Source organism: Bacteroides ndongoniae (genome assembly GCF_900108345.1).
In the GTDB taxonomy this organism is placed as follows: Bacteria; Bacteroidota; Bacteroidia; order Bacteroidales; family Bacteroidaceae; genus Bacteroides; species Bacteroides ndongoniae.
The window spans coordinates 778032-804362 of the sequence record NZ_FNVV01000014.1 but is presented as its reverse complement, the minus strand read 5'-3'; the positions used below and the strand labels follow the sequence as shown (position 1 = coordinate 804362).

Here is a 26331-nt window from a genome sequence, read left to right as displayed (position 1 = left end):
CCGCACCGCGGGAGGTGAATGCGACTCAGGCAAAAGCCGGGGAGTTTCCGTTGGAAAGCCGAGGGGTTTTCGGGGAAAAGCCGGCGGATTTTGCGTGAAAAGCCGGCGGGAATTGCGTGAAAAGCCGCCGGGAATTGTAGATAGTAAAGCCGAAACTTAAATTAATAAGTCACTAATGAGACATTCTTCTTTTACAGTCATCGTTTCCTTTATCTGCCTTGCGCTGGTGGGGCTGGCATTAGTGCCGTTGCTGCCTGTCAAGCTGAATCCGTCGCGTGCCTTGCCGGGCTTCAGTGTCGGCTTCAACATGCCGGGAGCTTCGTCGCGGGTGGTCGAGATGGAAGTGACAAGTAAGTTGGAAGCCATGCTGGCACGCATCCGGGGAGTCAGGAACCTGAATTCGACTTCGGGAAACGGATGGGGAAGAATTGATGTCGATTTGGACAAACATGCCGACATCGACGTGGTACGCTTCGAAGCCTCTACCGTGGTGAGGCAGGCCTGGTCGGGACTGCCGGATGGGGTAAGCTATCCGTACATCCAGATGCGGATGCCCGAAGACGATGCCAACCGTCCGTTTATTTCGTTCACGTTGAATGCGCCTTCTTCCCCCATCTGGATTCAGCAATACGCCGAGGAACACATCAAGCCCCGTCTGGCCGCCTTGCCGGGCGTGTACAAGGTGGACGTAAGCGGAGCCACCCCGATGGAGTGGAGGCTGGAGTACGACAGCGAAAAGCTGCGTACGCTGGGAATCAGCCCGTACGATATTCAGGCTGCCATTCAGCAGGCGTACCGGAAAGAGTTCCTGGGCACGCACAACGTGGACAACGGACGCGGCGGCAAGCAGTGGATCAGACTGGCGCTGGTCCCGGAAAAGACCGATTTCGGCTTCGACCCGACTACCATTACGGTGACGGCCTCCAACGGAAGACTGTTCCGGCTGGACCAGCTGGTCAGCGTCGTCCACACCGAAGAAGAGCCTCAAAGCTATTACCGCATCAACGGACTGAACTCCATCTACCTGTCCGTCACAGCCGAGGAAACGGCCAACCAGCTGGAACTGAGCAAACTGGTGGAACAGGAAATGGAAAGCATACAGCAGGTATTGCCCGCCGGATATGAAGTGCATATCGGATACGATGCTACCGAATACATACATGCGGAGATGAATAAAATCTATCTGCGGACCGGTCTGACGGTGCTCATCCTGTTTGTCTTCGTATGGCTCATCACACGGAAAGGTAAGTATCTGTTGCTGATTGTCAGCAGTCTGTTTATCAACATAGCGGTGGCCATCATTTTCTATTACTTGTTCGGACTGGAGATGCAGCTTTACTCGCTGGCCGGTATCACCATTTCGCTGAATCTGGTGATAGACAGTACCATTGTGATGACCGACCACATTCTGCACCGCCGCAATCTGAAGGCGTTCATGTCGGTGCTGGCAGCCACGCTGACGACGATGGGAGCCCTGGTCATTGTCTTCTTCCTGGACGAACGTATCCGGCTGAATCTGCAAGACTTTGCGGCAGTGGTCATTATCAATCTGGCCGTTTCGCTGTTCGTGGCCCTGTTCTTCGTACCGGCCATGATCGAAAAGACGGGACTGACCTATCAGCCGTCAACGAAGAAACGCCGGTTGCTGTTCCTGCAACGCTGGCGTCAGCGGATGGCAGACAAATGGCACCGGACGTTCAGCGCAAAGCGGTGTGCGGTCTGGTTCTCTCATTACTACATCCGTCAGATCAAGTTTCTGCAACGCTGGCGCTGGGCGGTAGCCGTAGTGCTGGTGCTGGCATTCGGGTTGCCGGTCTTCCTGTTGCCCGAAAAGCTGGAGGGCGAAGGCACGTGGCCGGACTTGTATAACAAGACGTTAGGCTCTACCACATACAAGGAATCGGTGAAACCCATCGTGGACAAAGTCTTGGGAGGCAGTTGGCGGCTGTTTGTGGAGAAGGTGTACGAAGGCAGTTACTTTACCCGCAACGAGGAAGTGGTGCTGACCGCCAATGCCAATCTGCCCAACGGCAGCACGCTGGAGCAGATGAACACGCTGGTGAAGCGGATGGAAACCTATCTGACGCAGTTCAGCGAAATCAGACAGTTCCAGACCAATGTTTACAATGCCCGCCGGGCCAGCATCAACGTTTATTTCAAGAAGGAAGCAGAAAAAAGCGGTTTCCCCTATACGCTGAAAGCGGGCATCATCTCGAAAGCACTGGAGCTGGGTGGAGGCAGTTGGAGCGTTTACGGTCTGCAGGATCAGGGCTTCAGCAACGACGTGCGCGAAAGTGCCGGTTCGTACCGCATCCGCATGTACGGATACAATTACGACGAGCTGTACAAATGGGCCGAAGCGCTGAAAGACACCTTGCTGACCCACCGGCGTATAAAGGAAGTCACCATCAACTCGGAGTTTTCGTGGTGGAAGGACGATTACCAGGAGTTCTATTTCGATTTGGACAAGCAGCGCATGGCAGAGGAAGGAGTCAATGCAAGCATGCTGTTCAATGCCGTGGAACCTATTTTCAGTAAAAACATATCGGTGGGAACGGTTCCTACCGAGAATGGTTCGGAACGGTTGAATCTGTCCTCCAGGCAGTCGGGCGAGTACGACAGTTGGGCCATGCAGTACTATCCTTACGGCTATTCGGCCGACAAGCAGTATAAGCTGTCCGACCTGTCTGTGGTGGAGAAAGGACAGATGCCCCAGAACATTGCGAAGGAGAACCAGCAGTACCGCCTGTGTCTGCAATACGAATATATCGGTTCGTACGAAATGGGCAACCGGGTGCAGGAGCGCGATCTGGAAGCCATCAAGAAGCTGCTCCCGATGGGGTATACGGCCGAGTCGGAGCGCCAGACATGGGGGTGGGGCGGAGGCATCAACAAGCAGTACTTGCTTCTGCTCATCGTGATATCCATCATTTTCTGTACGACCAGCATCCTGTTTAACTCGCTGAAGCAACCGCTGGCCATTATATTCATCATACCGGTTTCGTACATCGGCGTTTTCCTGACGTTCTATTGGTTCCAGCTGAACTTCGATCAGGGAGGATTTGCCTCATTTGTATTGTTGTGTGGCATTACGGTCAATGCGAGTATCTACATCCTGAACGAATACAATGGCATTTGCCGGCGCTTCCCGCACATGTCCCGATATTATGCTTATGTGAAGGCTTGGAATGCGAAGATTGTTCCGATTTTCCTGACTGTGATATCTACCGTGTTAGGATTTATTCCATTCATGGTAGGTACCGAAAAGGAAGGTTTCTGGTTTCCGTTGGCAGCAGGTACGATCGGCGGACTGGTGATGTCGGTCATCGGTATTTTTTTCTTCCTTCCGTTGCTTTGCCTGAAGAAGGATAAGTCCACGAAGACAGTGAAAAAATGATAGTCGTGTGGGGCACGCAGACAAGGGGTGGCAGGCGTGTCCAGCCCTTGTTTTGTACGTGAAACAGTAACTTCGTGCTCGTTAACGGAATGTATTACGGAAATTTCTCTTTAATTCCTTTAACTTTTACTCTTTATTCACATTCTTTTTTGTTACTTTTGCCGCAAATTTAATGAAACCATTATTTTAGATAAACGCATGGCAAATGTAATTAAGTTACGCAAAGGCCTTGACATCAACCTGAAAGGCAAAGCCGCGGAAGAGCTTGTTACCGTAAAAGAGCCGGGATTCTATTCATTGGTTCCCGATGATTTTACCGGTATCACTCCGAAAGTGGTGGTCAAAGAACAGGAATATGTGATGGCCGGAGGACCCTTGTTTATTGACAAGAATCATCCCGAATTAAATTTTGTTTCGCCCGTGAGTGGCGTAGTGACAAGCGTGGAGCGCGGTGCACGCCGTAAGGTGTTGAACATCGTAGTAGAAGCTGCTACTGAACAGGATTACGAGGAGTTCGGCAAGATGGATCCGTCGAAGATGAACGCAGAGGAGGTAAAAGCTGCTCTCTTGAAAGCCGGTATGTTTGCTTTCATCCGTCAGCGTCCTTACGATGTGATCGCCGATCCGACAGTTGCTCCGAAAGCAATCTTTGTATCGGCATTCGACAGCAATCCGCTGGCTCCCAATTTCGAGTTTGCCCTGAAAGGCGAGGAGAAGAACTTCCAGACAGGACTCGACGCTTTGGCTAAGATGGCCAAGACTTACCTGAGCATCAGCGTGAAGCAGAAGAGTGCAGCTCTGACAGGTGCAAAGAATGTAACCATCACGGCTTTCGACGGTCCGCATCCTGCCGGTAATGTAGGTGTGCAGATCAACCACATTTCGCCGATTGTGAAAGGTGAAACAGTATGGACGATTGGTGCCGAAGCTGTTATCTTCATCGGCCGTCTGATGAATACAGGTCGGGTAGACCTGACCCGCACGGTGGCCGTAACAGGAAGCGAAGTTCTGAAACCTGCTTATTGCAAGCTGAAAGTCGGTGCGCTGCTGACCAACGTGTTCAAGGGAAATGTCACTACCGACAAGGACCTGCGTTATATCAGCGGTAACGTGCTGACCGGAAAGAAAGTGTCTCCGAACGGTTATCTGGGCGCTTTTGACAGCCAGCTCACCGTTATCCCCGAAGGCGACGAAACACACGAAATGCTCGGATGGATTATGCCGCGTTTCAATCAGTTCAGCGTAAGCCACTCTTACTTCAGCTGGCTGATGGGTAAGAAAGAATATGTGATTGACGCCCGTGTGAAGGGAGGCGAACGTCACATGATCATGTCGAACGAATACGACCGCGTGTTCCCGATGGACATTTATCCGGAATACCTGGTGAAAGCCATCATTGCCGGTGACATTGACCGCATGGAGGCTTTGGGTATTTACGAAGTGGCTCCCGAAGATTTTGCCCTTTGCGAATTTGTATGTTCGTCCAAGGTCGAAGTTCAGCGCATCGTGCGTGCGGGTCTTGACATGCTCCGTGCCGAAATGGCGTAATTCACGAATCAGAAACATTTATAAAATAGCAGAATATTAATGAAAGCGTTAAGAAATTATCTCGACAAGATAAAGCCTAACTTTGAAGAGGGCGGCAAATTCCACGCATTTCGTTCGGTGTTCGATGGTTTCGAAACATTCCTGTTCGTGCCTAACACCACTTCGAAATCGGGAACGCATATTCATGACTCCATCGACAGCAAACGTATCATGTCTATGGTAGTCATTGCGCTGATACCGGCACTTCTGTTCGGTATGTACAATGTGGGTTATCAGCACTTCCATGCTACTGGCGCAACCGGTAGTTTTATTGAGATGTTTGGCTATGGCTTCCTGGCCGTATTGCCGAAAATCATTGTTTCGTATGTAGTAGGTCTGGGCATTGAGTTCGTTGTTGCCCAATGGAAGAAGGAAGAGATTCAGGAAGGTTTCCTGGTATCGGGTATCCTGATTCCGATGATTGTGCCGGTTGACTGTCCGTTGTGGATTCTGGCCATTGCTACTGCATTCTCCGTTATTTTTGCCAAAGAAGTGTTTGGTGGTACAGGTATGAACGTGTTCAACGTAGCCTTGATCACCCGTGCATTCCTTTTCTTTGCTTATCCTACCAAGATGTCGGGTGATGCTGTTTGGGTTTCAGGCGATTCTATCTGTGGCCTTGGACAGCAGGTCGACGGTCTGACAGTGGCTACTCCGCTGGGTGTGGCTTCTACGACTGGTGCTTATCCCGAATTCTCGTGGGACATGGTGACCGGTCTTATCCCCGGTTCTATCGGTGAGACCAGTGTCATTGCCATTGCTTTGGGTGCCATCCTGTTGCTGTGGACCGGCATTGCCAGCTGGAAGACTATGTTCTCCGTATTCGTAGGTGGTGCGTTTATGGCATGGGTATTCAATACCGTTGGTCCTGACACCCCGATGGCACAGATGCCCTGGTACGAACACCTCGTGCTCGGTGGTTTCTGTTTCGGTGCCGTGTTTATGGCTACCGACCCTGTTACTTCAGCACGTACCGAGACCGGAAAATACATTTTCGGATTCCTGATCGGTGCAATGGCTATCATTATCCGTGTGCTCAACCCCGGTTATCCCGAAGGTATGATGCTGGCCATCCTGCTGATGAACATCTTTGCTCCGCTGATCGACTACTGTGTAGTGCAGAGCAACATCAACAACCGTGCCAAACGTGCAACTAAGTCTAACCGCTAAAAATACCGAAAGAAAATGAATACCAATAGCAATAGTTATACTATCATTTATGCTTCGGTAATGGTGATTATCGTTGCATTCCTGCTGGCATTCGTAAGTTCTTCGCTGAAAGAGACTCAGAACAAGAATGTAGAGCTCGATACGAAGAAGCAGATTCTTGCTGCCCTCAACGTGAAGGAGGTGAAGGATGCCGAAGCCGAATATAATAAATATGTAAAGAGCGACATGCTGGTGAACGAAGACGGTTCGCTGACCGAATACACCGGCAAGTTTGTGACTGCTTTCGAGAAAGAAGCTAAAGAAAACAACCGCCTGCACGTGTTTGTAGCCGAGGTTGATGGTGAAACCAAGTATGTATTCCCCGTTTACGGTGCCGGTTTGTGGGGCGCCATCTGGGGATATGTGGCTTTGAACGGCGATAAGGATACCGTATACGGTGTATACTTCTCGCATGCCAGCGAAACTCCGGGTCTGGGTGCCGAAATTGCCGGTGCACACTTCCAGGGCGAATTCCCGGGAAAGAAAACGCTGGAAAACGGCGAGATAGCCTTGGGCGTTGTAAAGAACGGTAAGGTAGAAAAACCGGAATATCAGGTGGACGGAATTTCGGGAGGTACCATTACCTCGGTTGGTGTTGACGCCATGCTGAAGAATTGTCTGAGCAGTTACAAGAGTTTTTTAACCAATAATAATGAGGAGGAATAAGAATATGGGACAGTTGTTTTCGAAGAAGAATAAAGAAGTATTCTCAACTCCGATCGGAATGAACAATCCTGTCACCGTGCAGGTATTGGGTATCTGTTCCGCATTGGCTGTAACTGCCAAGCTGGAACCGGCCATCGTGATGGGTCTTTCCGTAACCGTCATTACCGCTTTTTCAAATGTAGTGATTTCACTGATACGTAAGACGATCCCCAACCGCATTCGTATCATTGTCCAGTTGGTTGTCGTAGCTGCGTTGGTGACCATTGTGAGCGAGATCCTGAAAGCGTTTGCTTATGACGTCAGCGTTCAGCTTTCGGTATATGTAGGTCTGATTATTACCAACTGTATCCTGATGGGACGTTTGGAAGCATTTGCCATGCAAAACGGTCCGTGGGAATCTTTCCTCGACGGTATCGGAAACGGTTTGGGATATGCCAAGATTCTTGTGATTGTAGCTTTCTTCCGCGAGCTGCTCGGATCGGGTACGCTGTTCGGATTCAATATCCTGAATTACGAACCCCTTCAGAAGATCGGTTACGTGAACAACGGTTTGATGCTGATGCCGCCTATGGCACTGATCATCCTTGCCTGCATTATCTGGTACCAGCGTTCGCGTCATAAAGAGTTGCAAGATAAATAATATATAATGAAGAATGAAGAATGAAAAATGAAGAATCCGTTATGGGAAATTCTTAATACTTAATTCTGAATTCTCAATTCAAGATAAATTATGGAACATTTATTAAGTTTATTCGTCCGCTCCATTTTCGTGGACAACATGATATTCGCATTCTTCCTGGGTATGTGCTCCTATCTGGCCGTATCGAAGAATGTGAAGACTGCCGTCGGACTGGGAATTGCGGTAACCTTCGTGTTGGTGGTTACGCTGCCGGTCAACTATCTGTTGCAGACTAAAGTGCTGGGTCCGAACGCTCTCATCGAGGGTGTGGATTTGAGCTTCCTTAGTTTTATTCTTTTCATTGCCGTGATTGCAGCTATCGTACAGCTGGTAGAAATGATTGTAGAGCGTTTCAGCCCTTCATTGTATGCCTCGTTGGGTATCTTCCTGCCGCTGATTGCCGTTAACTGTGCCATCATGGGTGCCTCTCTGTTCATGCAGCAGCGTATTACGCTGGGCGAAAGCGATCCGAAGTACATCGGTGACGTTTGGGATTCTATCTCTTACGCTCTTGGTTCGGGTCTGGGCTGGTTGCTGGCTATCGTAGGTCTGGCTGCCATTCGCGAAAAGATGGCTTATTCGGACGTTCCTGCCCCGCTGAAAGGTCTGGGTATTACGTTTATCACAGTAGGCCTCATGGCAATGGCATTTATGTGTTTCTCTGGTTTGAACATCTAATAAAGAAAGGAATAAGACAATGGATATGAATATGATATTAGCAAGCATTGGAGTATTCCTGGTGGTTGTTCTGTTGCTTGTGATAATTCTGCTGGTTGCCAAGAACTTCCTGGTGCCTTCAGGAAACGTGAAACTTACCATGAACGGCGACAAAGTGCTGGATGTTGCATCTGGCGGTACTTTGCTGAATACCTTGGCTGTTAATGGTGTGTATCTTTCTTCTGCCTGTGGTGGAAAAGGATCGTGCGGACAATGTAAATGTCAGGTTGTAGAAGGTGGCGGTGAAATTCTGCCTTCTGAAGTTCCTCACTTCAGCCGTAAACAACAGAAAGACCACTGGCGTCTGGGTTGTCAGGTCAAGGTGAAGGGTGACATGTCAATCAAGGTGCCCGAAAGTGTATTGGGAGTGAAAGAGTACGAGTGTACCGTTATCTCCAACAAGAACGTGGCTACCTTTATCAAGGAGTTCAAGGTTCAGCTTCCTGCTGGTGCCCATATGGACTTCCTGCCGGGTTCGTATGCACAGATTAAGATTCCTGCATTCACGATGGATTATGACAAGGATATCGATAAAGGCCTTATCGGCGACGAGTATTTGCCGGCATGGCAGAAGTTTGGCCTCTTCCCGTTGAAGTGTGTCAACCCTGAGCCTACCGTACGTGCTTACTCTATGGCCAACTATCCGGCCGAGGGTGATGTGTTCATGCTGACAGTACGTATCGCTACTCCTCCGTTCAAGCCCGACCGCAGTGGCTTTATGGATGTTAATCCGGGTATCGCTTCTTCTTACATCTTTACCCTGAAACCGGGTGACAAGGTGACGATGAGTGGTCCTTACGGAGACTTCCATCCGCACTTCGATTCGAAGAAGGAGATGATCTGGGTAGGTGGTGGTGCCGGTATGGCTCCGTTGCGTGCACAAATCATGCACATGACCAAGACACTGAATACTCGCGACCGCGAAATGCACTACTTCTACGGTGCACGTGCCTTGAACGAAGTATTCTACCTGGACGACTTCCTCGGACTGGAAAAAGAATTCCCCAACTTCCACTTCCATCTGGCACTCGACCGTCCCGATCCTGCTGCCGATGCTGCAGGCGTGAAGTATACTCCGGGCTTCGTTCATACGGTTATGTACGACACATATCTGAAGAATCACGAGGCTCCCGAAGATATTGAATACTACATGTGTGGTCCTGGCCCGATGTCGAAGGCTGTGGTCAACATGCTTGACGGTCTGGGTGTTGAGTCATCCAGCATTATGTACGATAACTTCGGCGGATAATTAACCTGCCTGAAACTGGATAAATGCGGAGCGGCAACTGGATTTCGAAACAGTTGTCGCTCCGTCGTTTTTATATAGATAAACATTCGTCTTGTTTCTTTAGGATTATAAATGTTTTGGGTTTGGCGGTAATTTCGTAACTTTGCGGTCTGATTATGGAATGTATGAAGCATATATATACCGTTTTATTCTTCTGTCTGGTGTCTCTATTCATATCTTTTGACGCTTCTGCCCAGATAAAAGGTGTGGTTACGGATTCCTTGACCAATGAGCCTCTGATGTATATTACCGTTCAGTACGAGGGAAAAGGAGTGGGCGCCATAACGAATGCCGAGGGTGAATATCAAGTCGAGACACGTAAGGGCTGGGATGAGCTGATGTTTTCAGCTATTGGATATATTACAAAGCGGGTGAAGCTGACTCCGGATACCAAGGTTCTTAATGTACAATTGGCACCGGCTGATGTGATGCTGTCCGAAGTCGTAGTAAAGCCCAAAAAGGAAAAATATTCGCGTAAGAATAATCCTGCCGTGGATTTCATGCGAAAAGTAATTGCCAATAAGAAGGCTTTGAAGCTGGAAGAGAATGACTATTACCAGTACCAGAAGTACGAGAAGATGAAGATGTCCATCAACGATGTCACTCCGGAGAAGATGGAAAAAGGCATCTATAAGAAATTCTCTTTCTTCAAAGACCAGGTAGAAGTCTCGCCCAAGACCAACAAGATGATTCTTCCCATTTCGATCAAGGAAACGGCTTCCCGAACCATTTACCGGAAGAGTCCGAAAAGCGAGAAGACCATCATTGAAGGAATGAATTCAACCGGTATCGAAGAGTTCTTTAATACCGGCGATATGCTGGGTACTATCTTGAATGATGTCTTTTCGGACATTAATATCTACGATGATGATATCCGTCTGTTGCAACGCCGTTTTGTGAGCCCCATCGGTCGGGGAGCCATTACTTTCTACAAATATTATCTGATGGATACCTTGATGGTGGACAAACAGGAGTGTGTGCACCTGACTTTTGTGCCTCAGAATCCGCAAGACTTTGGCTTTACCGGACATTTGTATGTGGTGAAAGACTCTACGTATGCAGTGAAACGCTGTACCATGAATCTGCCCAAACGAACGGGGGTGAACTTTGTGGATAATATGGATATCGTTCAGGAATATGAGCAGCTGCCCGACGGTAACTGGGTGCTGACCGACGATGATATGACGGTGGAACTGGTTTTTGTGAAAGGCATTCAGGGACTGGAAGTGCAACGTACCACCAAATATACGGATTATAAATTCGATGAAATAGAACCGCGGCTTTTCCGTTTGAAAGGAAATGTTATCAAGGAAGCCAATATGCTGGCCAAGAGTGATGAATATTGGGCCAAGGTTCGGCAGGTTCCTCTCACCAAGAAAGAGAGCAACATGGACATATTCATGAACCGGATTGAGCAGATACCAGGTTTCAAATACGTCATCTTTGGTGCCAAGGCGCTGATCGAGAATTTCGTGGAAACAGGTAGCAAAGAGCATCCGAGCAAAGTGGATATTGGTCCTATCAATACAATGATTACCAGTAACTATGTCAACGGCACCCGTTTCCGTCTGAGTGCTATGACTACCGGAAACCTGCATCCACACTGGAGTTTCAGCGGTTATGGAGCCTATGGTACGAAAGACAAGAAATGGTTTTATTCCGGTCAGGCGGCCTATTCTTTCAACAAGCGCGAATATGTGCTGTGGGAGTTCCCCAAACATTATCTGGCCTTTAAGTATACTTACGACGTCATGTCGCCTATGGACAAGTATCTGATGACCGATAAGGATAATATGTTTGTCGGATGGAAGTGGACCACTGTCGACCAGATGTCCTATATACGCGATGCTACGCTGACTTATGAGCTTGAAACCAATAGCGGATTCTCCGTAATGGCTATGGCACGCCACCGCAACGATCAGCCTGCCGGCGTGTTGCAGTACTGGAAGAACAATGGCAAGGTGGCCGGCCAGTGGGATGCCACGAATACGCTGGTGCACGACATGACTACCACCGAACTGGGAGTTACGTTGCGCTATGCTCCTGGCGAGACGTTTGTCAATACCAAGCAGCGCCGTGTACCGGTGTCGCTCGATGCTCCGGTATTCACACTGTCGCATACGGCCGGCTTTAAGGGAGTGCTGGGTGGAGAATACAACTTCAACCTGACAGAACTCAGTTTGCGTAAGCGTATATGGTTTGGCTCGTGGGGCAAGCTGGATGTTACGGCCCGTGCCGGCGCACAATGGAACACGGTTCCGTTCCCCTTGCTGAATCTGCCTATGGCCAATCTTTCGTACATTACCCAGAATAATGAGTCATTTAACCTCATTGACAATATGGAGTTCTTGAACGACCGCTATGCGTCGTTGGCACTGAGCTATGACATGAACGGAAAACTTTTCAACCGTATTCCGCTTATCAAGCGCCTGAAGTGGCGTGAGCGTTTCCGCATCCGGGGCTTGTGGGGAACACTGACAGACAAGAACAATCCGTACAAGAGCAACAATCCCGACCTGTTCCTGTTTCCGATGCGCAACGGATTGCCAACCAGTTACGTGATGGGCAAGACGCCTTATGTCGAAGCAAGTGTGGGAATATATAACATCTTCAAGCTGATACATATCGAATATGTCCGGCGTCTGACCTATACCAATATGCCGGGGGTACAGAAAGATGGCATACGTTTTATGATATTGACGATATTCTAAAGAAAAGAAAGGAAGTACACGTGCAACCATTAGCAGAAAGGCTCAGGCCTAAGACATTAGATGAATACATCGGCCAAAAACATTTAGTTGGCCAGGGAGCTGTATTACGTAAGATGATCGATGCCGGGCGCATTTCTTCCTTCATATTGTGGGGCCCTCCCGGAGTAGGAAAAACAACTTTGGCACAAATCATAGCCAATAAGCTGGAGACTCCTTTCTACACATTGAGCGCTGTTACGAGCGGCGTGAAAGACGTGCGTGACGTGATAGACCGTGCCAAGAGCAACCGTTTCTTCTCGCAGGCCAGTCCTATTCTTTTCATCGACGAAATTCATCGTTTCAGCAAGTCGCAGCAGGATTCGTTGTTGGGAGCCGTCGAGCAGGGAGTTGTTACGCTGATTGGAGCCACTACCGAGAATCCTTCTTTCGAGGTTATCCGTCCGTTGTTGTCGCGCTGCCAGCTCTATGTGCTGAAGTCGCTTGAAAAGGACGACCTGCTTGAACTGCTGAACCGCGCCATTACTACCGACGTGGTATTGCGCGAACGTACCATCGAACTTCGCGAGACAACAGCCATGTTGCGCTACAGTGGTGGCGATGCCCGTAAGTTGCTCAATATTCTCGATCTGGTTGTTTCGTCCGAGTCGGATGATCCGGTTGTCATTACCGACCAGCTGGTGACCGACCGTTTGCAGCAGAATCCGCTTGCTTACGACAAGGATGGCGAAATGCACTACGACATCATATCCGCTTTCATCAAGTCTATTCGTGGCAGCGATCCCGATGCGGCTATCTACTGGTTGGCCCGTATGGTCGAGGGTGGGGAGGACCCGGCGTTTATAGCCCGCCGGTTGGTCATTTCGGCTTCCGAAGACATCGGCCTGGCCAATCCTAACGCCATGCTTTTGGCCAATGCCTGTTTCGATGCGGTGATGAAGGTAGGATGGCCCGAAGGACGTATCCCTTTGGCCGAGACAACGATTTATCTGGCAACCAGTCCCAAGAGCAATTCGGCTTATAACGCCATCAACGATGCACTGGAGCTTGTCCGGCAGACGGGTAACCTGCCAGTCCCCCTGCACTTGCGCAATGCTCCTACCAAGCTGATGAAACAGTTGGGCTATGGCGACAACTATAAGTACGCACACGACTATCCGGGACATTTTGTCCGTCAGCAGTTTATGCCCGACGACCTGAAGGAGCATCGCATCTGGCAGCCGCAGGACAATGCAGCGGAGCAGAAACACAGTGACCGTATGCAAGCTTTGTGGGGCGAGCGTTTTAAGAAGAAATGAAAGAGTGAATGATAATAATAACAGAATAAAATTGTAGAATCTATGAAAATTGTAGCATTAGACGGCTATGCCGCCAATCCGGGAGACCTTTCCTGGGATGAACTGAAGGCTTTGGGCGAATGTGTCATTTACGACCGTACTGCTCCTGAAGAAGTACTTGAACGTGCCGCCGATGCCGAGGTGGTGCTGACCAATAAGGTTGTCATTACAGCCGAAATGATGGCTGCATTGCCACAATTGAAATATATCGGAGTGATGGCTACCGGATATAACATCGTTGATATCGATGCAGCCCGCGAACGCGGCATTATCGTTACCAATATACCTTCGTATAGCACTGATTCGGTAGCGCAGATGGTTTTTGCCCATATCCTGAACATTGCTCAGCAGGTGCAGCACCATTCCGAAGCGGTACATCAGGGACGTTGGACTTCCAGCAAGGACTTCTGCTTCTGGGACACACCGCTTATCGAACTGCGTGGCAAGAAGCTGGGTATCGTAGGACTGGGCAATACGGGATATACGACGGCACGCATAGCCATCGGTTTTGGCATGGAAGTGTATGCATATACCTCCAAATCTTCTTTCCAGCTTCCGCCCGAAATCAAGAAAATGGAGCTGGACCAGCTGTTCAGCGAGTGCGACATCATCAGCCTTCACTGCCTGCTGACCGACAAGACACGCGAGCTGGTCAATGCAGCGCGTTTAAAACTGATGAAGCCTACAGCCATCCTTATCAATACCGGACGTGGACAGCTGGTCAACGAGCAGGATTTGGCCGATGCGCTTAACAACGGACAGATCTATGCAGCCGGACTGGATGTGCTTTCGCAGGAACCTCCTAAGGCAGACAATCCGTTGCTGACAGCCCGCAACTGCTACATCACTCCCCACATAGCCTGGGCAAGTGCTGCGGCTCGCGAACGGCTGATGGGAATCTTGCTCGACAACCTGAAAGGGTATATGGAAGGCAAGGTTATCAATAATGTTGCAAAGTGAAACAGTACCGATGAGTGAAGATACCTATAAGACCATTGTTGCTCCTTCCGAAGGTATATACACCGAGAAGCGCAGTAAGTTCATAGCCATGGCTTTTCCTGTGCGTACGGTAGACGAAATCAAGGTGCATCTCGAAGCTTGTCAGAAGAAGTATTACGATGCCCGCCACGTGTGCTATGCCTACATGTTGGGGCACGAGCGGAAAGACTTCCGGGCCAACGACAACGGAGAACCTTCGGGCACGGCAGGAAAGCCGATACTGGGACAGATCAACTCCAACGAACTGACGGACATCCTGATCGTGGTTGTGCGTTATTTCGGTGGCATCAAGCTGGGGACCAGCGGGCTGATACAAGCCTACAAGGCAGCAGCGGCCGAAGCCATTGCAGCTGCGGAGTTTGTCGAACGGACAGTGGACGATGTAGTGTCTTTTCTATTCGAGTATCCTTTTATGAACGATGTGATGCGTGTTGTCAAGGAGATGAATCCCGAAATCGTGCAACAGGCTTATGACATGGATTGCAGTATGACACTTCGCATCCGTCGTTCGCTGATGCCTGCCCTTAAAGCGCGGCTCGAAAAAGTAGAAACCCTCCGTTATCCGGAGTAAATGATAGATTATTTATTTCATTTATATTATAAAGTAGTATGTCTTTCAACGCAACCAAACGAGAACTGGGCGAGATTTATACCTTTTTCCGCTTATTGGCTGATGGCGTAGTCGCAATGGGCACTCCGCAAGCTGTGGCCGATGAGGGCAAACGCTGGCCTGTGGCCATGATACAACGTGAAGAGCACGATGGCACCCGCCGTTATTATGTAGGCGAAGACATCCGGACGGTCTCCGGAAGTCTGGAAAAGAACGGAATTTTTCTGCCCCGTCCCGACAGTGAGCGTCATTTCCCGCGCGAAGACTTTGCAACTGCTGCCACACTTGTGCTGGATCTGTTGAAGTTGCCGGGCGAAGAAGTGGAAGTCGATGACAGCCTGGAGGCTTTTCTTGATGCGGTCTGCATCTACGACCTCGAAGCCCGCACCGACGACCGTACCGATTTTTCTATCGCATTCTGGCATGCCGATGCGCCTCTTATGGGGTTTGCCGTCCGTTGCCGTCTCAGTCCGATGAATCCTTTGCTTGACGGAGGACGTACAGCCAATCTGAAGTTCGAACAGACGGGGATAAAGTTTGCCGTACCTACTGTGAACAAGATCAATGCCCTGCCCGAAGCTCCTAACGAGGTGGCCGACCGCATGCTGATGATAGAGCGTCTGGGCGGTGTACTGAAGTATGCCGATGTAGCCGATCGGGTGTTCCGTTGCAATCTGCTGATGATCGATCTTCACTTTCCGCGTATGCTGGCCGAGATGGTCCGGCTGATGCATCTGGAAGGCATTACCCGCGTCAGCGAACTGACCGAACGTATCCGTGAAATCAACCCGCTGAAGATAAAGGACGAACTGATTCAGAAACATCATTTCTATGAGTACAAGATGAAACAGTTCCTCATGGCCTTGGCTTTGGGCATGCGTCCGGCCAAAATCTATAATGGTACCGACTCGGCTGTCGAAGGCATGCTGCTGACCGATGGCAAGGGGGAGGTAATCTGTTATCACCGTTCACGTTATCAGGTGTTTGCCGATTTCCTTTTTCAGAATACCCGTTTCGAGAAGGGCTCGCTTGACAAGGACAAATACGGATTCCTGGAAAGGGAGAATGGCAGCTATTATTTCAAACTGAATGCCAAGATAGGGCTGGTGAAACGCTGACGTCTGTCCTTTGGGGACTGGACAGTTTGGGAAATATCAAACGATATAATAAAACATATTATTATTTCAACTTTCACAAGCTCAAGTTGCAGTTGGCGAGCAACAAGTTAACGAGTTGACAAGGTGTTTGTAGCGAGCCGTTTCAAGCGGCACTTTATCAAACAGGGCATTCCAGCCTAGTAGACTTGTTGACTGAAGCCTTGTCAACTAATAAGTTGAGCACTTGCGAAACTTAAATTATTATTATGAACGAAGTATTACAGAACATCAAGGCACGTCACAGTACACGTGTCTACACCGAAAAGCAAGTTTCTGTCGAGGACTTGTCTTTGATATTGGAGGCTGCGACTCATGCTCCCAGTGGTATGAATTTTCAGGACTGGCATTTTACAGCCATCCAGAATGCCGATCTGTTGCGCCAGCTCAACGACAAAGTAAAGGAAGCCTTTGCTGCAAGTGATAATCCGCAGTGGCAGGAGCGTGGCCACAGCGATTCGTATTGCTGCTACTATCATGCTCCTACACTGGTGATTGTGTCGGGCAAGGCGGACAGCTCGTTGGCTCCTTTCGATTGTGCCTGTGCACTTGAGAACATTTTTCTGGCCGCTACTTCCCTCGGCATTGACTCTTGCTGGATCAATCAGCCCGGACAGACGTGCGACCATCCGGCCATGCGCACGTTTCTTACCGAGGAACTCGGCATCCCGTCCGACTATCGCGTATTCGGTTGTGCAGCTTTGGGATATGCTCCCGCAGGTACACCTGTCAAGGAACGTAAACTCAAGGAATATACAGTGACGATGATCCGATGAAAGCACATTGATTTTTCCCTAACTGGAGAATTATTTTTTCCCAGTTGGGGAAAAATCTTTTTCTAACTGGGCAATTTTTCCTGACTTTGTCTATTTGAATTTCTTCAGGTAGTTCTGCCTTGCAATGATTGGCATATTGGACCCGATAGGTTCCTTTATAGGGAATTATGGTATAATGATTGAGGCTGTCCCCCCCTAAAAATTCAGCTTGATAGGAGTAGATATTTGAGAAGGAAAGAGAATTTATTATGTATTTTTGATAAAGAAACTGCAATAAAATTGACTTTATGTTCGTGAAAAAGCATATCTTTGCACTGCAAATATTAAAACTGTAAACTATTATGTGTGGAATCGTAGGCTATATAGGTCACAGAAAAGCCTACCCCATTCTTATCAAAGGACTGAAGCGGTTGGAGTATCGCGGGTATGATAGTGCTGGGGTAGCATTGATCAGTGACAGTTGTCAGTTGAATGTATACAAGACGAAAGGGAAAGTGGCAGACCTTGAAACTTTCGTCAGTCAAAAAGATATTTCCGGTACTATCGGTATTGCCCATACTCGTTGGGCCACTCACGGGGAACCTTGTTCCGCCAACGCTCATCCTCATTATTCCTCTTCCGGGCGCTTCGCCCTTATTCATAACGGTATTATTGAAAATTATGCAGTGCTGAAGGAAAAACTTCAGGCAAAAGGCTATCACTTCAACAGCAGTACAGATACGGAAGTGCTGGTGCAGCTGATAGAGTATATCCAGTCGGCCGACCACATCGACCTGCTCACAGCCGTACAGCTTGCCTTGAGAGAGGTGATAGGGGCATACGCCATCGCCGTGATGGACCGCGACAATCCCGATGAAATCGTCGCAGCCCGCAAGAGCAGTCCGCTGGTAGTCGGGATTGGCGAAGGCGAATTTTTCCTGGCTTCCGACGCTACTCCTATCGTTGAGTATACCGACAAGGTGGTGTATCTGGAGGACGAGGAGATTGCGGTAATCCGTCGCGACAGTCCGCTGAAGGTAGTCAATCTGAATAATGTAGAATGTCCGCACAAGGTACAGACGGTATCAATGAACTTGGGGCAGCTGGAAAAGGGCGGTTATCCGCACTTCATGCTGAAAGAGATTTTCGAGCAGCCGGCCTGCATCAACGATTGTATGCGGGGACGTGTCAACATAGAAGGAAACAATGTGGTATTGTCTGCCGTCATCGACTATAAGGAACGTCTGCTGGCGGCCAAACGCTTCATTATCGTGGCGTGCGGCACGTCGTGGCATGCCGGGCTGATAGGCAAGCAACTGATAGAAACGTTTTGCCGTATTCCGGTTGAGGTGGAATATGCTTCGGAATTCCGCTATCGCGACCCGGTAATCGGTCCGGACGATGTCGTGATAGCCATTTCGCAGAGTGGCGAGACAGCCGATACGCTGGCTGCCGTAGAGCTGGCCAAGAGCCGGGGAGCTTTCATATACGGCATCTGCAATGCCGTCGGTTCGAGCATTCCTCGGGCTACCGATACGGGGTCGTACATACACGTTGGTCCCGAAATCGGTGTGGCTTCTACCAAGGCCTTTACGGGGCAGGTGACGGTGCTTGCCATGCTGGCACTGACGTTGGGACGCGAGAAGGGGACGATAGACGAAGCCAAGTTCGTGTCCGTAGTGCAAGAGCTGCAGCACATTCCGGAGAAGATGGAAGAAGTGCTGAAGCTGAACGACCGCATAGCCGAACTGTCCAAGATATTCACCTATGCGCATAACTTCATCTACCTGGGTCGCGGATATGCCTATCCGGTGGCACTGGAGGGTGCGCTGAAGCTGAAAGAAATATCCTACATACATGCCGAGGGTTATCCGGCTGCCGAGATGAAGCACGGTCCTATTGCCTTGATCGATGCCGAAATGCCGGTCGTTGTGGTGGCCACGCAGAACGGACTTTACGAAAAGGTACTGAGCAACATACAGGAGATAAAGGCACGCAAGGGCAGGGTAGTGGCACTCGTGACCAAGGGAGACAACATTATTAGCCGCGTGGCCGACACGGTGATCGAACTGCCTGCCGTCATGGAATGCCTCGACCCGCTGATAACAACTGTTCCCTTGCAGCTGCTGGCCTATCACATTGCTGTGTGCAAGGGCATGGATGTGGATCAGCCGAGAAACCTGGCAAAGTCGGTTACAGTAGAATAATAGAATAATCCGGATAATGATATGGAACAATTGAAACATGAATGCGGTGTGGCGATGATACGCCTTCTAAAGCCGCTCGATTATTACCAGAAGAAGTATGGCACGTGGATGTACGGGCTCAACAAGCTCTATCTGCTTATGGAGAAACAGCACAACCGCGGACAGGAAGGAGCCGGATTGGCCTGTGTCAAGCTGGCTGCCAATCCCGGCGAGGAATACATGTTCCGCGAGCGTGCTTTGGGTTCGGGTGCCATTACCGAAATCTTCTCGACGGTGCAGAGCCACTTCAAGGATCTGACTCCCGAACAGCTGGCCGATGCCGGTTATGCCGAGAAGTGCCTGCCGTTTGCCGGCGAAGTCTACATGGGGCATTTGCGCTATTCCACTACCGGCAAGTCGGGACTGACCTATGTGCACCCCTTCCTGCGCCGCAACAACTGGCGGGCCAAGAATCTGGCTCTTTGCGGTAACTTCAATCTGACCAACGTTGACGAAATATTTGCCCGCATCACGGCCATGGGCCAACATCCCCGCAAGTATGCCGATACGTATATCATGCTCGAACAGGTAGGCCATCGTCTGGACCGCGAGGTAGAACGTCTGTTCAACATGGCCGAAGCCGAAGGACTGACCGGCATGGATATTACGCACTATATCGAAGAGCATGTCGACCTGGCCAATGTCCTGCGTACTTCGAGCAAGGACTGGGATGGCGGCTACGTGATGTGCGGTCTGACAGGCAGCGGCGAGAGCTTTGCCGTGCGCGACCCTTGGGGCATCCGTACCGCCTTCTGGTATCAGGATGACGAGATAGCCGTGCTGGCCAGCGAGCGTCCCGTGATACAGACCGTACTCAATGTCCCGGCCGACAGCATTCGCGAACTTCAGCCCGGACAGGCCATTTTCATCAGCAAGGCAGGCCGCTTGCGCACAGTGCAGATCAACAAGCCGCGCGGACTGAAGCCCTGTTCCTTCGAACGCATCTACTTCAGCCGTGGCAGCGATATGGATATTTATCGCGAGCGGAAACTGCTGGGTGAGAAGTTAGTGCCCAGCATTCTGAAAGCTGTCAATTACGACATCGACCATACCGTCTTCTCCTTCATCCCAAATACGGCCGAGGTAGCCTTCTACGGAATGCTTCAGGGACTGGACGAGTATCTGAACGAGGAGAAGGTGAAACAAATAGCCGCCTTGGGCCACAACCCCAGTCACGACGAACTGGAACGCATCCTTTCGCGCCGCATCCGTAGTGAGAAGGTGGCCATCAAGGACATCAAGCTGCGCACGTTCATCGCCGAAGGCAACACGCGCAACGACTTGGCGGCTCACGTTTACGACATCACCTACGGCAGTCTGGAGCCGGGCGTGGACAATCTCGTCATCATCGACGACTCCATCGTTCGCGGTACTACCTTGCGTCAGAGCATTATCGGCATTCTGGACCGTCTCAATCCGAAGAAGATTGTCATCGTCAGCTCTTCGCCACAGGTGCGCTATCCCGACTATTATGGCATCGACATGGCCCGCATGAGCGAGTTCATCGCCTTCCGTGCTGCCATCGAGCTGTTGCGCGACCGCGACATGAAGGACGTCATTGCCGCTGCCTACCGCAAGGCCAAGGCGCAGGCCGACCTGCCCAAGGAGCAGATGGTGAACTACGTGAAGGACATTTACGCCCCCTTCACCGACGACGAGATAGCGGCCAAGATGGTGGAACTGCTCAAGCCTGATAGCGTCCGTGCCAAGGTGCAGATTGTCTACCAGCCCCTCGAAGGGCTGCACGAGGCCTGCCCCAACCATCCGGGCGACTGGTACTTCAGCGGCGACTATCCCACGCCCGGCGGCGTGAAGCTGCTCAACAGGGCCTTCATCGACTACATCGAACAAGTCTATCAATTCTAAGTATATGGAAGAACAGAAGCAGAAGGACAAAGAATACATCGACGGTTCCTCGCTGGCCATCGGCCTGTCATTAGGTACGGCCTTCGGCATCATTTTCGACAACCTGGCCCTCTGGTTGCCCATGGGCGTAGCCATGGCCTTTGCCCTGAGTGTGATGAAGAAGAGGAAGAACAAAGACAACAACAGTAACAATAACGATACGAACAGACAATGAGAAACGTAACCCTTATCCTCGACGACGGTACCCGCTTCCGCGGCCAGTCGTTCGGTTATGAAAAGCCGGTAGCAGGCGAGGTGGTGTTCAATACGGCCATGACGGGATATCCCGAGAGCCTGACGGACCCCTCGTATGCCGGCCAGTTGATGACTCTGACCTACCCGCTGGTGGGCAACTACGGCGTGCCGCCCTTCACCATCGAAGGCAACGGACTGGCCACTTTCATGGAGAGTGAGAAGATTCATGCCGAGGCCATCATCGTGAGCGACTATTCCGAAAACTACAGCCACTGGAACGCCGTGGAGAGCCTGGCCGACTGGCTGAAGCGCGAACACGTGCCCGGCATCACGGGCATCGACACCCGCGAACTGACCAAGGTGTTGCGCGAGCATGGGGTGATGATGGGGCGCATCGTATTCGATGATAATGAAGAATTAAGAATGAAGAATGAAGAATCAACCTTCGGTGGAAATGAAGAATTAAGAATGAAGAATGAAGAATCAGGCTGCGCTGCTGCGCCGCATGGCAATTCTTCATTCGGAGGCGAAGCCGACATTCTTCATTCTTCATTTAATTACGGTGAGGTGAACTATGTAGACCGCGTTTCCTGCAAGGACATTATCGTTTACGCCGGCGACAAGAGTTATTCGCTGGCCACCGTCTTGTCTAAAGAAGAGCTGAACACCTCCATCGCGCAGCTCGATTCTTCATTCTTCATTCCTCATTCTTCATTGAGAAAGAAGGTCGTCCTTGTCGATTGCGGCGTAAAGACCAACATCCTGCGTTGTCTGCTGAAGCGTGGGGTCGAAGTAATCCGTGTGCCTTGGGATTACGACTTCAACGGTTTGCAGTTCGACGGCCTGTTCATCTCCAACGGACCGGGCGACCCTGATACGTGCGACGCCGCCGTGCAGAACATCCGCAAGGCTATGGCCAATGAAAAGCTCCCCATCTTCGGCATCTGCATGGGCAACCAGCTCCTCTCGAAGGCAGGCGGGGCCAAGATATACAAACTGAAGTACGGACACCGCAGCCACAATCAGCCCGTGCGCATGGTGGGCACCGAACGTTGCTTCATCACCAGTCAGAATCATGGTTACGCGGTGGACAACAACACGCTGGGCGCCGACTGGGAACCGCTGTTCGTCAACATGAACGACGGATCGAACGAGGGCATCCGCCACAAGCGCAATCCCTGGTTCTCTGCTCAGTTCCACCCCGAAGCTGCCTCTGGTCCTACAGATACGGAGTTCCTTTTCGACGAGTTCGTGAAGCTGCTCTGAATGTAGAAAAAACGCGCCGCCTTTTGTGGCAAAACTCACCGCGTTTTGTGACAAAATGCGCCGCATTTAATGAGCAAATGCGCCGCATTTAGTGAGCAAACGCGTCGCCTTTGGCGGACAACCTTCTGAGGTATAAAAACATTAACGACCATTTAGCAACGAAAAAACAAGATATGAAAGAGAACAACATACGAAAAGTCCTGCTGCTCGGAAGCGGCGCGCTGAAGATCGGCGAGGCCGGCGAGTTCGACTACTCCGGTTCGCAGGCACTTAAGGCCCTCAAGGAAGAGGGCATCCAGACCGTCCTCATCAACCCCAACATTGCCACCGTGCAGACTTCGGAGGGTGTGGCCGATCAGATTTACTTCCTGCCCGTCACCCCTTACTTCGTCGAGAAGGTGATTGAAAAGGAACGCCCCGACGGCATCATGCTGGCCTTCGGCGGACAGACGGCGCTGAACTGCGGCGTGGCACTCTATAAGGAAGGCGTGCTGGAGAAGTACAACGTGCAGGTGCTGGGCACCCCCGTACAGGCCATCATCGACACCGAAGACCGCGAACTCTTCGTGCAGAAACTGAACGAAATCGACGTGAAGACCATCAAGAGCGAGGCCGTCGAGAACGCCGAAGACGCCCGTCGCGCCGCCCGCGAGCTGGGCTATCCGGTCATCGTCCGTGCCGCCTATGCCTTGGGCGGACTGGGTTCGGGCTTCTGCGACAACGAGGAGGAACTGAACGTGCTGGTCGAGAAGGCCTTCTCCTTCTCGCCACAGGTGCTTGTCGAGAAGAGCCTGCGCGGCTGGAAGGAAGTGGAGTACGAGGTAGTGCGCGACCGCTTCGACAACTGTATCACCGTCTGCAACATGGAGAACTTCGACCCGCTGGGCATCCACACGGGCGAAAGTATCGTCATCGCTCCCAGCCAGACACTGTCGAACACCGACTACCACAAGCTGCGCGAGCTGGCCATCCGCATCATCCGCCACATTGGCATCGTGGGCGAGTGTAACGTGCAGTATGCCTACGACCCGCAATCCGAGGACTACCGCGTCATCGAGGTCAATGCCCGCCTTAGCCGCTCGTCGGCTCTGGCGTCGAAGGCTACCGGCTATCCGCTGGCATTTGTGGCTGCCAAGCTGGGCTTGGGCTACGGACTGTTCGACCTGAAGAACTCCGTCACCAAGACCACTTCGGCCTTCTTCGAACCTGCGCTGGACTACGTGGTGTGCAAGATACCGCGCTGGGACCTCGGCAAGTTCCACGGCGTAGACAAGGAACTGGGCTCGTCGATGAAGTCCGTGGGCGAGGTCATGGCCATCGGCCGCACCTTCGAGGAAGCCATTCAGAAAGGCCTGCGTATGATAGGCCAAGGCATGCACGGCTTTGTCGAGAACAAGGAACTCGTCATTCCCGACATAGACAAGGCACTGCGCGAGCCGACCGATAAACGTATTTTCGTCATCTCGAAAGCCTTCCGTGCCGGCTACACCGTAGATCAGATACACGAGCTGACCAAGATAGACCGCTGGTTCCTGGAGAAGCTGATGAACATCATGCGCACCTCGAAGGAACTGCACGAGTGGGCAGGCAACCACAAGCTGCTTGCCAACCTGCCCGACGACCTGTTGCGTAGGGCCAAGCGTCAGGGCTTCTCCGACTTCCAGGTGGCCCGCGCCATCGGCATGGAAGGCGAGATGGAAGACGCCATCGTCACCCTGCGCCGCCACCGCAAGGAGCGCGGCATCGTCCCCGTGGTGAAGCAGATAGACACACTGGCTGCCGAATATCCGGCACAGACCAACTATTTGTACCTGACCTATAGCGGTGTGGCCAACGATGTCCACTATTTGGGCGACCACCGCAGTATCGTGGTACTGGGCTCGGGTGCCTATCGCATCGGCTCCAGCGTGGAGTTTGACTGGTGCGGGGTGCAGGCCTTGAATACCATCCGTAAGGAGGGTTACCGTTCTGTGATGATCAACTACAACCCCGAGACCGTGTCTACCGACTACGACATGTGCGACCGCCTCTACTTCGACGAGCTCACCTTCGAGCGCGTCATGGATATCCTCGACCTGGAGAATCCGCACGGCGTCATCGTCTCTACCGGCGGACAGATACCGAACAACCTGGCTTTGCGCCTTGACGCACAGCACGTCCGCATCCTCGGCACTTCGGCTCAGAGCATCGACAATGCCGAAGACCGTGACAAGTTCTCGGCCATGCTCGACCGCATCGGCGTGGACCAGCCCGAATGGAGTGCGCTGACTTCGATGGAAGACATCAACGCTTTCATCCAGAAGGTAGGTTTCCCCGTGCTTGTACGTCCGTCGTATGTGCTCAGTGGTGCTGCCATGAACGTCTGCTCCAATCAGGAAGAGTTGGAACGCTTCCTGCAGCTGGCCGCCAATGTATCGAAAAAACATCCCGTAGTAGTGAGTCAGTTCATCGAACACGCCAAGGAAGTCGAGATGGATGCTGTGGCACAGAATGGCGAAATCATCGCCTATGCCATCTCCGAGCACATCGAGTTTGCCGGTGTGCACTCGGGCGACGCCACCATTCAGTTCCCGCCGCAGAAGCTCTATGTGGAGACCGTGCGCCGCATCAAGCGCATCAGCCGCCAGATTGCCAAGGAGCTGAACATTTCCGGTCCCTTTAACATCCAGTTCCTGGCACGCGACAACGATATCAAGGTCATCGAATGTAACCTCCGTGCTTCCCGCTCGTTCCCCTTTGTCAGCAAGGTGCTGAAGCTCAACTTCATCGAGCTGGCTACGAAGGTCATGCTGGGCATCCCCGTGCAGAAGCCGGACAAGAACCTCTTCGACCTGGACTACGTGGGCATCAAAGCTTCGCAATTCTCCTTCAACCGCTTGCAGAAGGCCGACCCCGTGCTGGGTGTCGATATGGCCTCTACGGGCGAGGTGGGCTGCATCGGCGACGATACCTCGTGTGCCGTGCTCAAGGCCATGCTGTCTGTGGGCTACCGCATCCCGCAGAAGAACATCCTGCTGTCCACCGGCTCCACGGAGCAGAAGGTAGACATGCTGCCTGCTGCCCGACAGTTGCAGCGTAAGGGTTACAAGCTCTTCGCTACGGGTGGTACGTCGAAGTTCCTCACCGAGAACGGCATTGAAAACACCCGCGTCTACTGGCCCAGCGAGGACGGTCAGCCTCAGGCTTTGGACATGCTCCACAAAAAGGAAATCGATATGGTGGTCAACATCCCCAAAAACCTGACGGCGGGCGAGTTGAGTAACGGTTACAAGATACGCCGTGCCGCTATCGACCTCAACATTCCGCTCATCACCAACGCCCGTCTGGCCGGTGCCTTCATCAATGCTTTCTGCACGATGTCGGTCGATGACTTGGGCATCAAGTCGTGGGCTGAGTACAAGTAAGACTGCTTATCGCTTTTATAATATAGGGAGTCCCCGGCGTTGTTTTTTGACAGCTGCCGGGGATTTCTGTTTACTTGGGCTTCGCCGGTTGGCGGTTATTGGCTATATTTGAGCTTTCAGAGAAAAAAGCAAAAAAAGTTCTTGTCCTTTGTAACAAGCGATCGCTCTTTTCCGTCTGACGGGTATAAGACTGATGATAGAATAGGAGA

General features: G+C 51.3%; 18 protein-coding genes. All 18 read left to right on the top strand.

Features of this window, described 5'->3' with window-relative positions; translation table 11 throughout:
* Positions 1 to 175: 175 nt before the first annotated feature.
* The 18 genes from BQ5591_RS14340 to carB all read left to right on the top strand — a co-directional run bounded on the left by BQ5591_RS14340 (position 176) and on the right by carB (position 26122).
* The gene (locus BQ5591_RS14340) at positions 176 to 3397 is read left to right on the top strand and encodes an efflux RND transporter permease subunit (protein ID WP_071149870.1); all 3222 of its coding nucleotides are present in this window, start codon (positions 176 to 178) and stop codon (positions 3395 to 3397) included.
* A gap of 198 nt (positions 3398 to 3595) precedes the next feature.
* Positions 3596 to 4945 carry a Na(+)-translocating NADH-quinone reductase subunit A gene (locus BQ5591_RS14335; RefSeq protein WP_022163791.1) on the top strand — a complete coding sequence of 450 codons (1350 nt, stop codon included), beginning with the start codon at positions 3596 to 3598 and terminating at the stop codon, positions 4943 to 4945.
* Between the two features lie 39 nt (positions 4946 to 4984).
* Positions 4985 to 6154 carry an NADH:ubiquinone reductase (Na(+)-transporting) subunit B gene (locus BQ5591_RS14330; protein ID WP_022163792.1) on the top strand — a complete coding sequence of 390 codons (1170 nt, stop codon included), beginning with the start codon at positions 4985 to 4987 and terminating at the stop codon, positions 6152 to 6154.
* 15 nt (positions 6155 to 6169) lie between these two features.
* On the top strand, positions 6170 to 6859 hold the full coding sequence (locus BQ5591_RS14325; RefSeq protein ID WP_071149869.1) for a Na(+)-translocating NADH-quinone reductase subunit C: 690 nt from the start codon (positions 6170 to 6172) through the stop codon (positions 6857 to 6859).
* A 4-nt stretch (positions 6860 to 6863) separates the two neighbouring features.
* Positions 6864 to 7499, top strand: coding sequence for an NADH:ubiquinone reductase (Na(+)-transporting) subunit D (locus BQ5591_RS14320; RefSeq protein WP_071149868.1), 636 nt, complete (start codon positions 6864 to 6866; stop codon positions 7497 to 7499).
* A gap of 90 nt (positions 7500 to 7589) precedes the next feature.
* Positions 7590 to 8216: an NADH:ubiquinone reductase (Na(+)-transporting) subunit E gene (gene nqrE, locus BQ5591_RS14315; protein WP_071149867.1), complete on the top strand. Its 627-nt coding sequence runs from the start codon at positions 7590 to 7592 to the stop codon at positions 8214 to 8216.
* Positions 8217 to 8235: 19 nt separating this feature from the next.
* Entirely contained in the window at positions 8236 to 9504 is a 1269-nt protein-coding gene (nqrF, locus tag BQ5591_RS14310; protein WP_071149866.1) for an NADH:ubiquinone reductase (Na(+)-transporting) subunit F, read from the top strand.
* A 164-nt stretch (positions 9505 to 9668) separates the two neighbouring features.
* A complete protein-coding gene (locus BQ5591_RS14305; RefSeq protein ID WP_071150741.1) occupies positions 9669 to 12254 on the top strand; it encodes a DUF5686 and carboxypeptidase-like regulatory domain-containing protein in 2586 nt (861 codons plus the stop codon).
* A gap of 20 nt (positions 12255 to 12274) precedes the next feature.
* Positions 12275 to 13549: a replication-associated recombination protein A gene (locus BQ5591_RS14300; RefSeq protein WP_022163798.1), complete on the top strand. Its 1275-nt coding sequence runs from the start codon at positions 12275 to 12277 to the stop codon at positions 13547 to 13549.
* A gap of 42 nt (positions 13550 to 13591) precedes the next feature.
* Complete coding sequence (locus BQ5591_RS14295) at positions 13592 to 14548, top strand: D-2-hydroxyacid dehydrogenase (RefSeq protein ID WP_071149865.1); 957 nt, start codon at positions 13592 to 13594, stop codon at positions 14546 to 14548.
* A gap of 10 nt (positions 14549 to 14558) precedes the next feature.
* Positions 14559 to 15158: an IMPACT family protein gene (locus BQ5591_RS14290; RefSeq protein WP_022163800.1), complete on the top strand. Its 600-nt coding sequence runs from the start codon at positions 14559 to 14561 to the stop codon at positions 15156 to 15158.
* Between the two features lie 38 nt (positions 15159 to 15196).
* The gene (locus BQ5591_RS14285; protein ID WP_071149864.1) at positions 15197 to 16315 is read left to right on the top strand and encodes an HpaII family restriction endonuclease; all 1119 of its coding nucleotides are present in this window, start codon (positions 15197 to 15199) and stop codon (positions 16313 to 16315) included.
* Positions 16316 to 16560: 245 nt separating this feature from the next.
* A complete protein-coding gene (locus BQ5591_RS14280) occupies positions 16561 to 17127 on the top strand; it encodes a nitroreductase family protein (protein ID WP_071149863.1) in 567 nt (188 codons plus the stop codon).
* A gap of 341 nt (positions 17128 to 17468) precedes the next feature.
* On the top strand, positions 17469 to 19313 hold the full coding sequence (gene glmS / locus BQ5591_RS14275; RefSeq protein WP_071149862.1) for a glutamine--fructose-6-phosphate transaminase (isomerizing): 1845 nt from the start codon (positions 17469 to 17471) through the stop codon (positions 19311 to 19313).
* 21 nt (positions 19314 to 19334) lie between these two features.
* Entirely contained in the window at positions 19335 to 21218 is a 1884-nt protein-coding gene (locus BQ5591_RS14270; protein ID WP_071149861.1) for an amidophosphoribosyltransferase, read from the top strand.
* 4 nt (positions 21219 to 21222) lie between these two features.
* Entirely contained in the window at positions 21223 to 21432 is a 210-nt protein-coding gene (locus tag BQ5591_RS14265) for a glycine zipper domain-containing protein (protein ID WP_071149860.1), read from the top strand.
* The gene (gene carA, locus BQ5591_RS14260; protein WP_071149859.1) at positions 21429 to 22718 is read left to right on the top strand and encodes a glutamine-hydrolyzing carbamoyl-phosphate synthase small subunit; all 1290 of its coding nucleotides are present in this window, start codon (positions 21429 to 21431) and stop codon (positions 22716 to 22718) included. Before BQ5591_RS14265 ends, carA begins: the two co-directional genes overlap by 4 nt.
* 173 nt (positions 22719 to 22891) lie before the next feature.
* The gene (carB, locus tag BQ5591_RS14255) at positions 22892 to 26122 is read left to right on the top strand and encodes a carbamoyl-phosphate synthase (glutamine-hydrolyzing) large subunit (protein WP_071149858.1); all 3231 of its coding nucleotides are present in this window, start codon (positions 22892 to 22894) and stop codon (positions 26120 to 26122) included.
* The last annotated feature ends 209 nt before the right edge of the window (positions 26123 to 26331 follow it).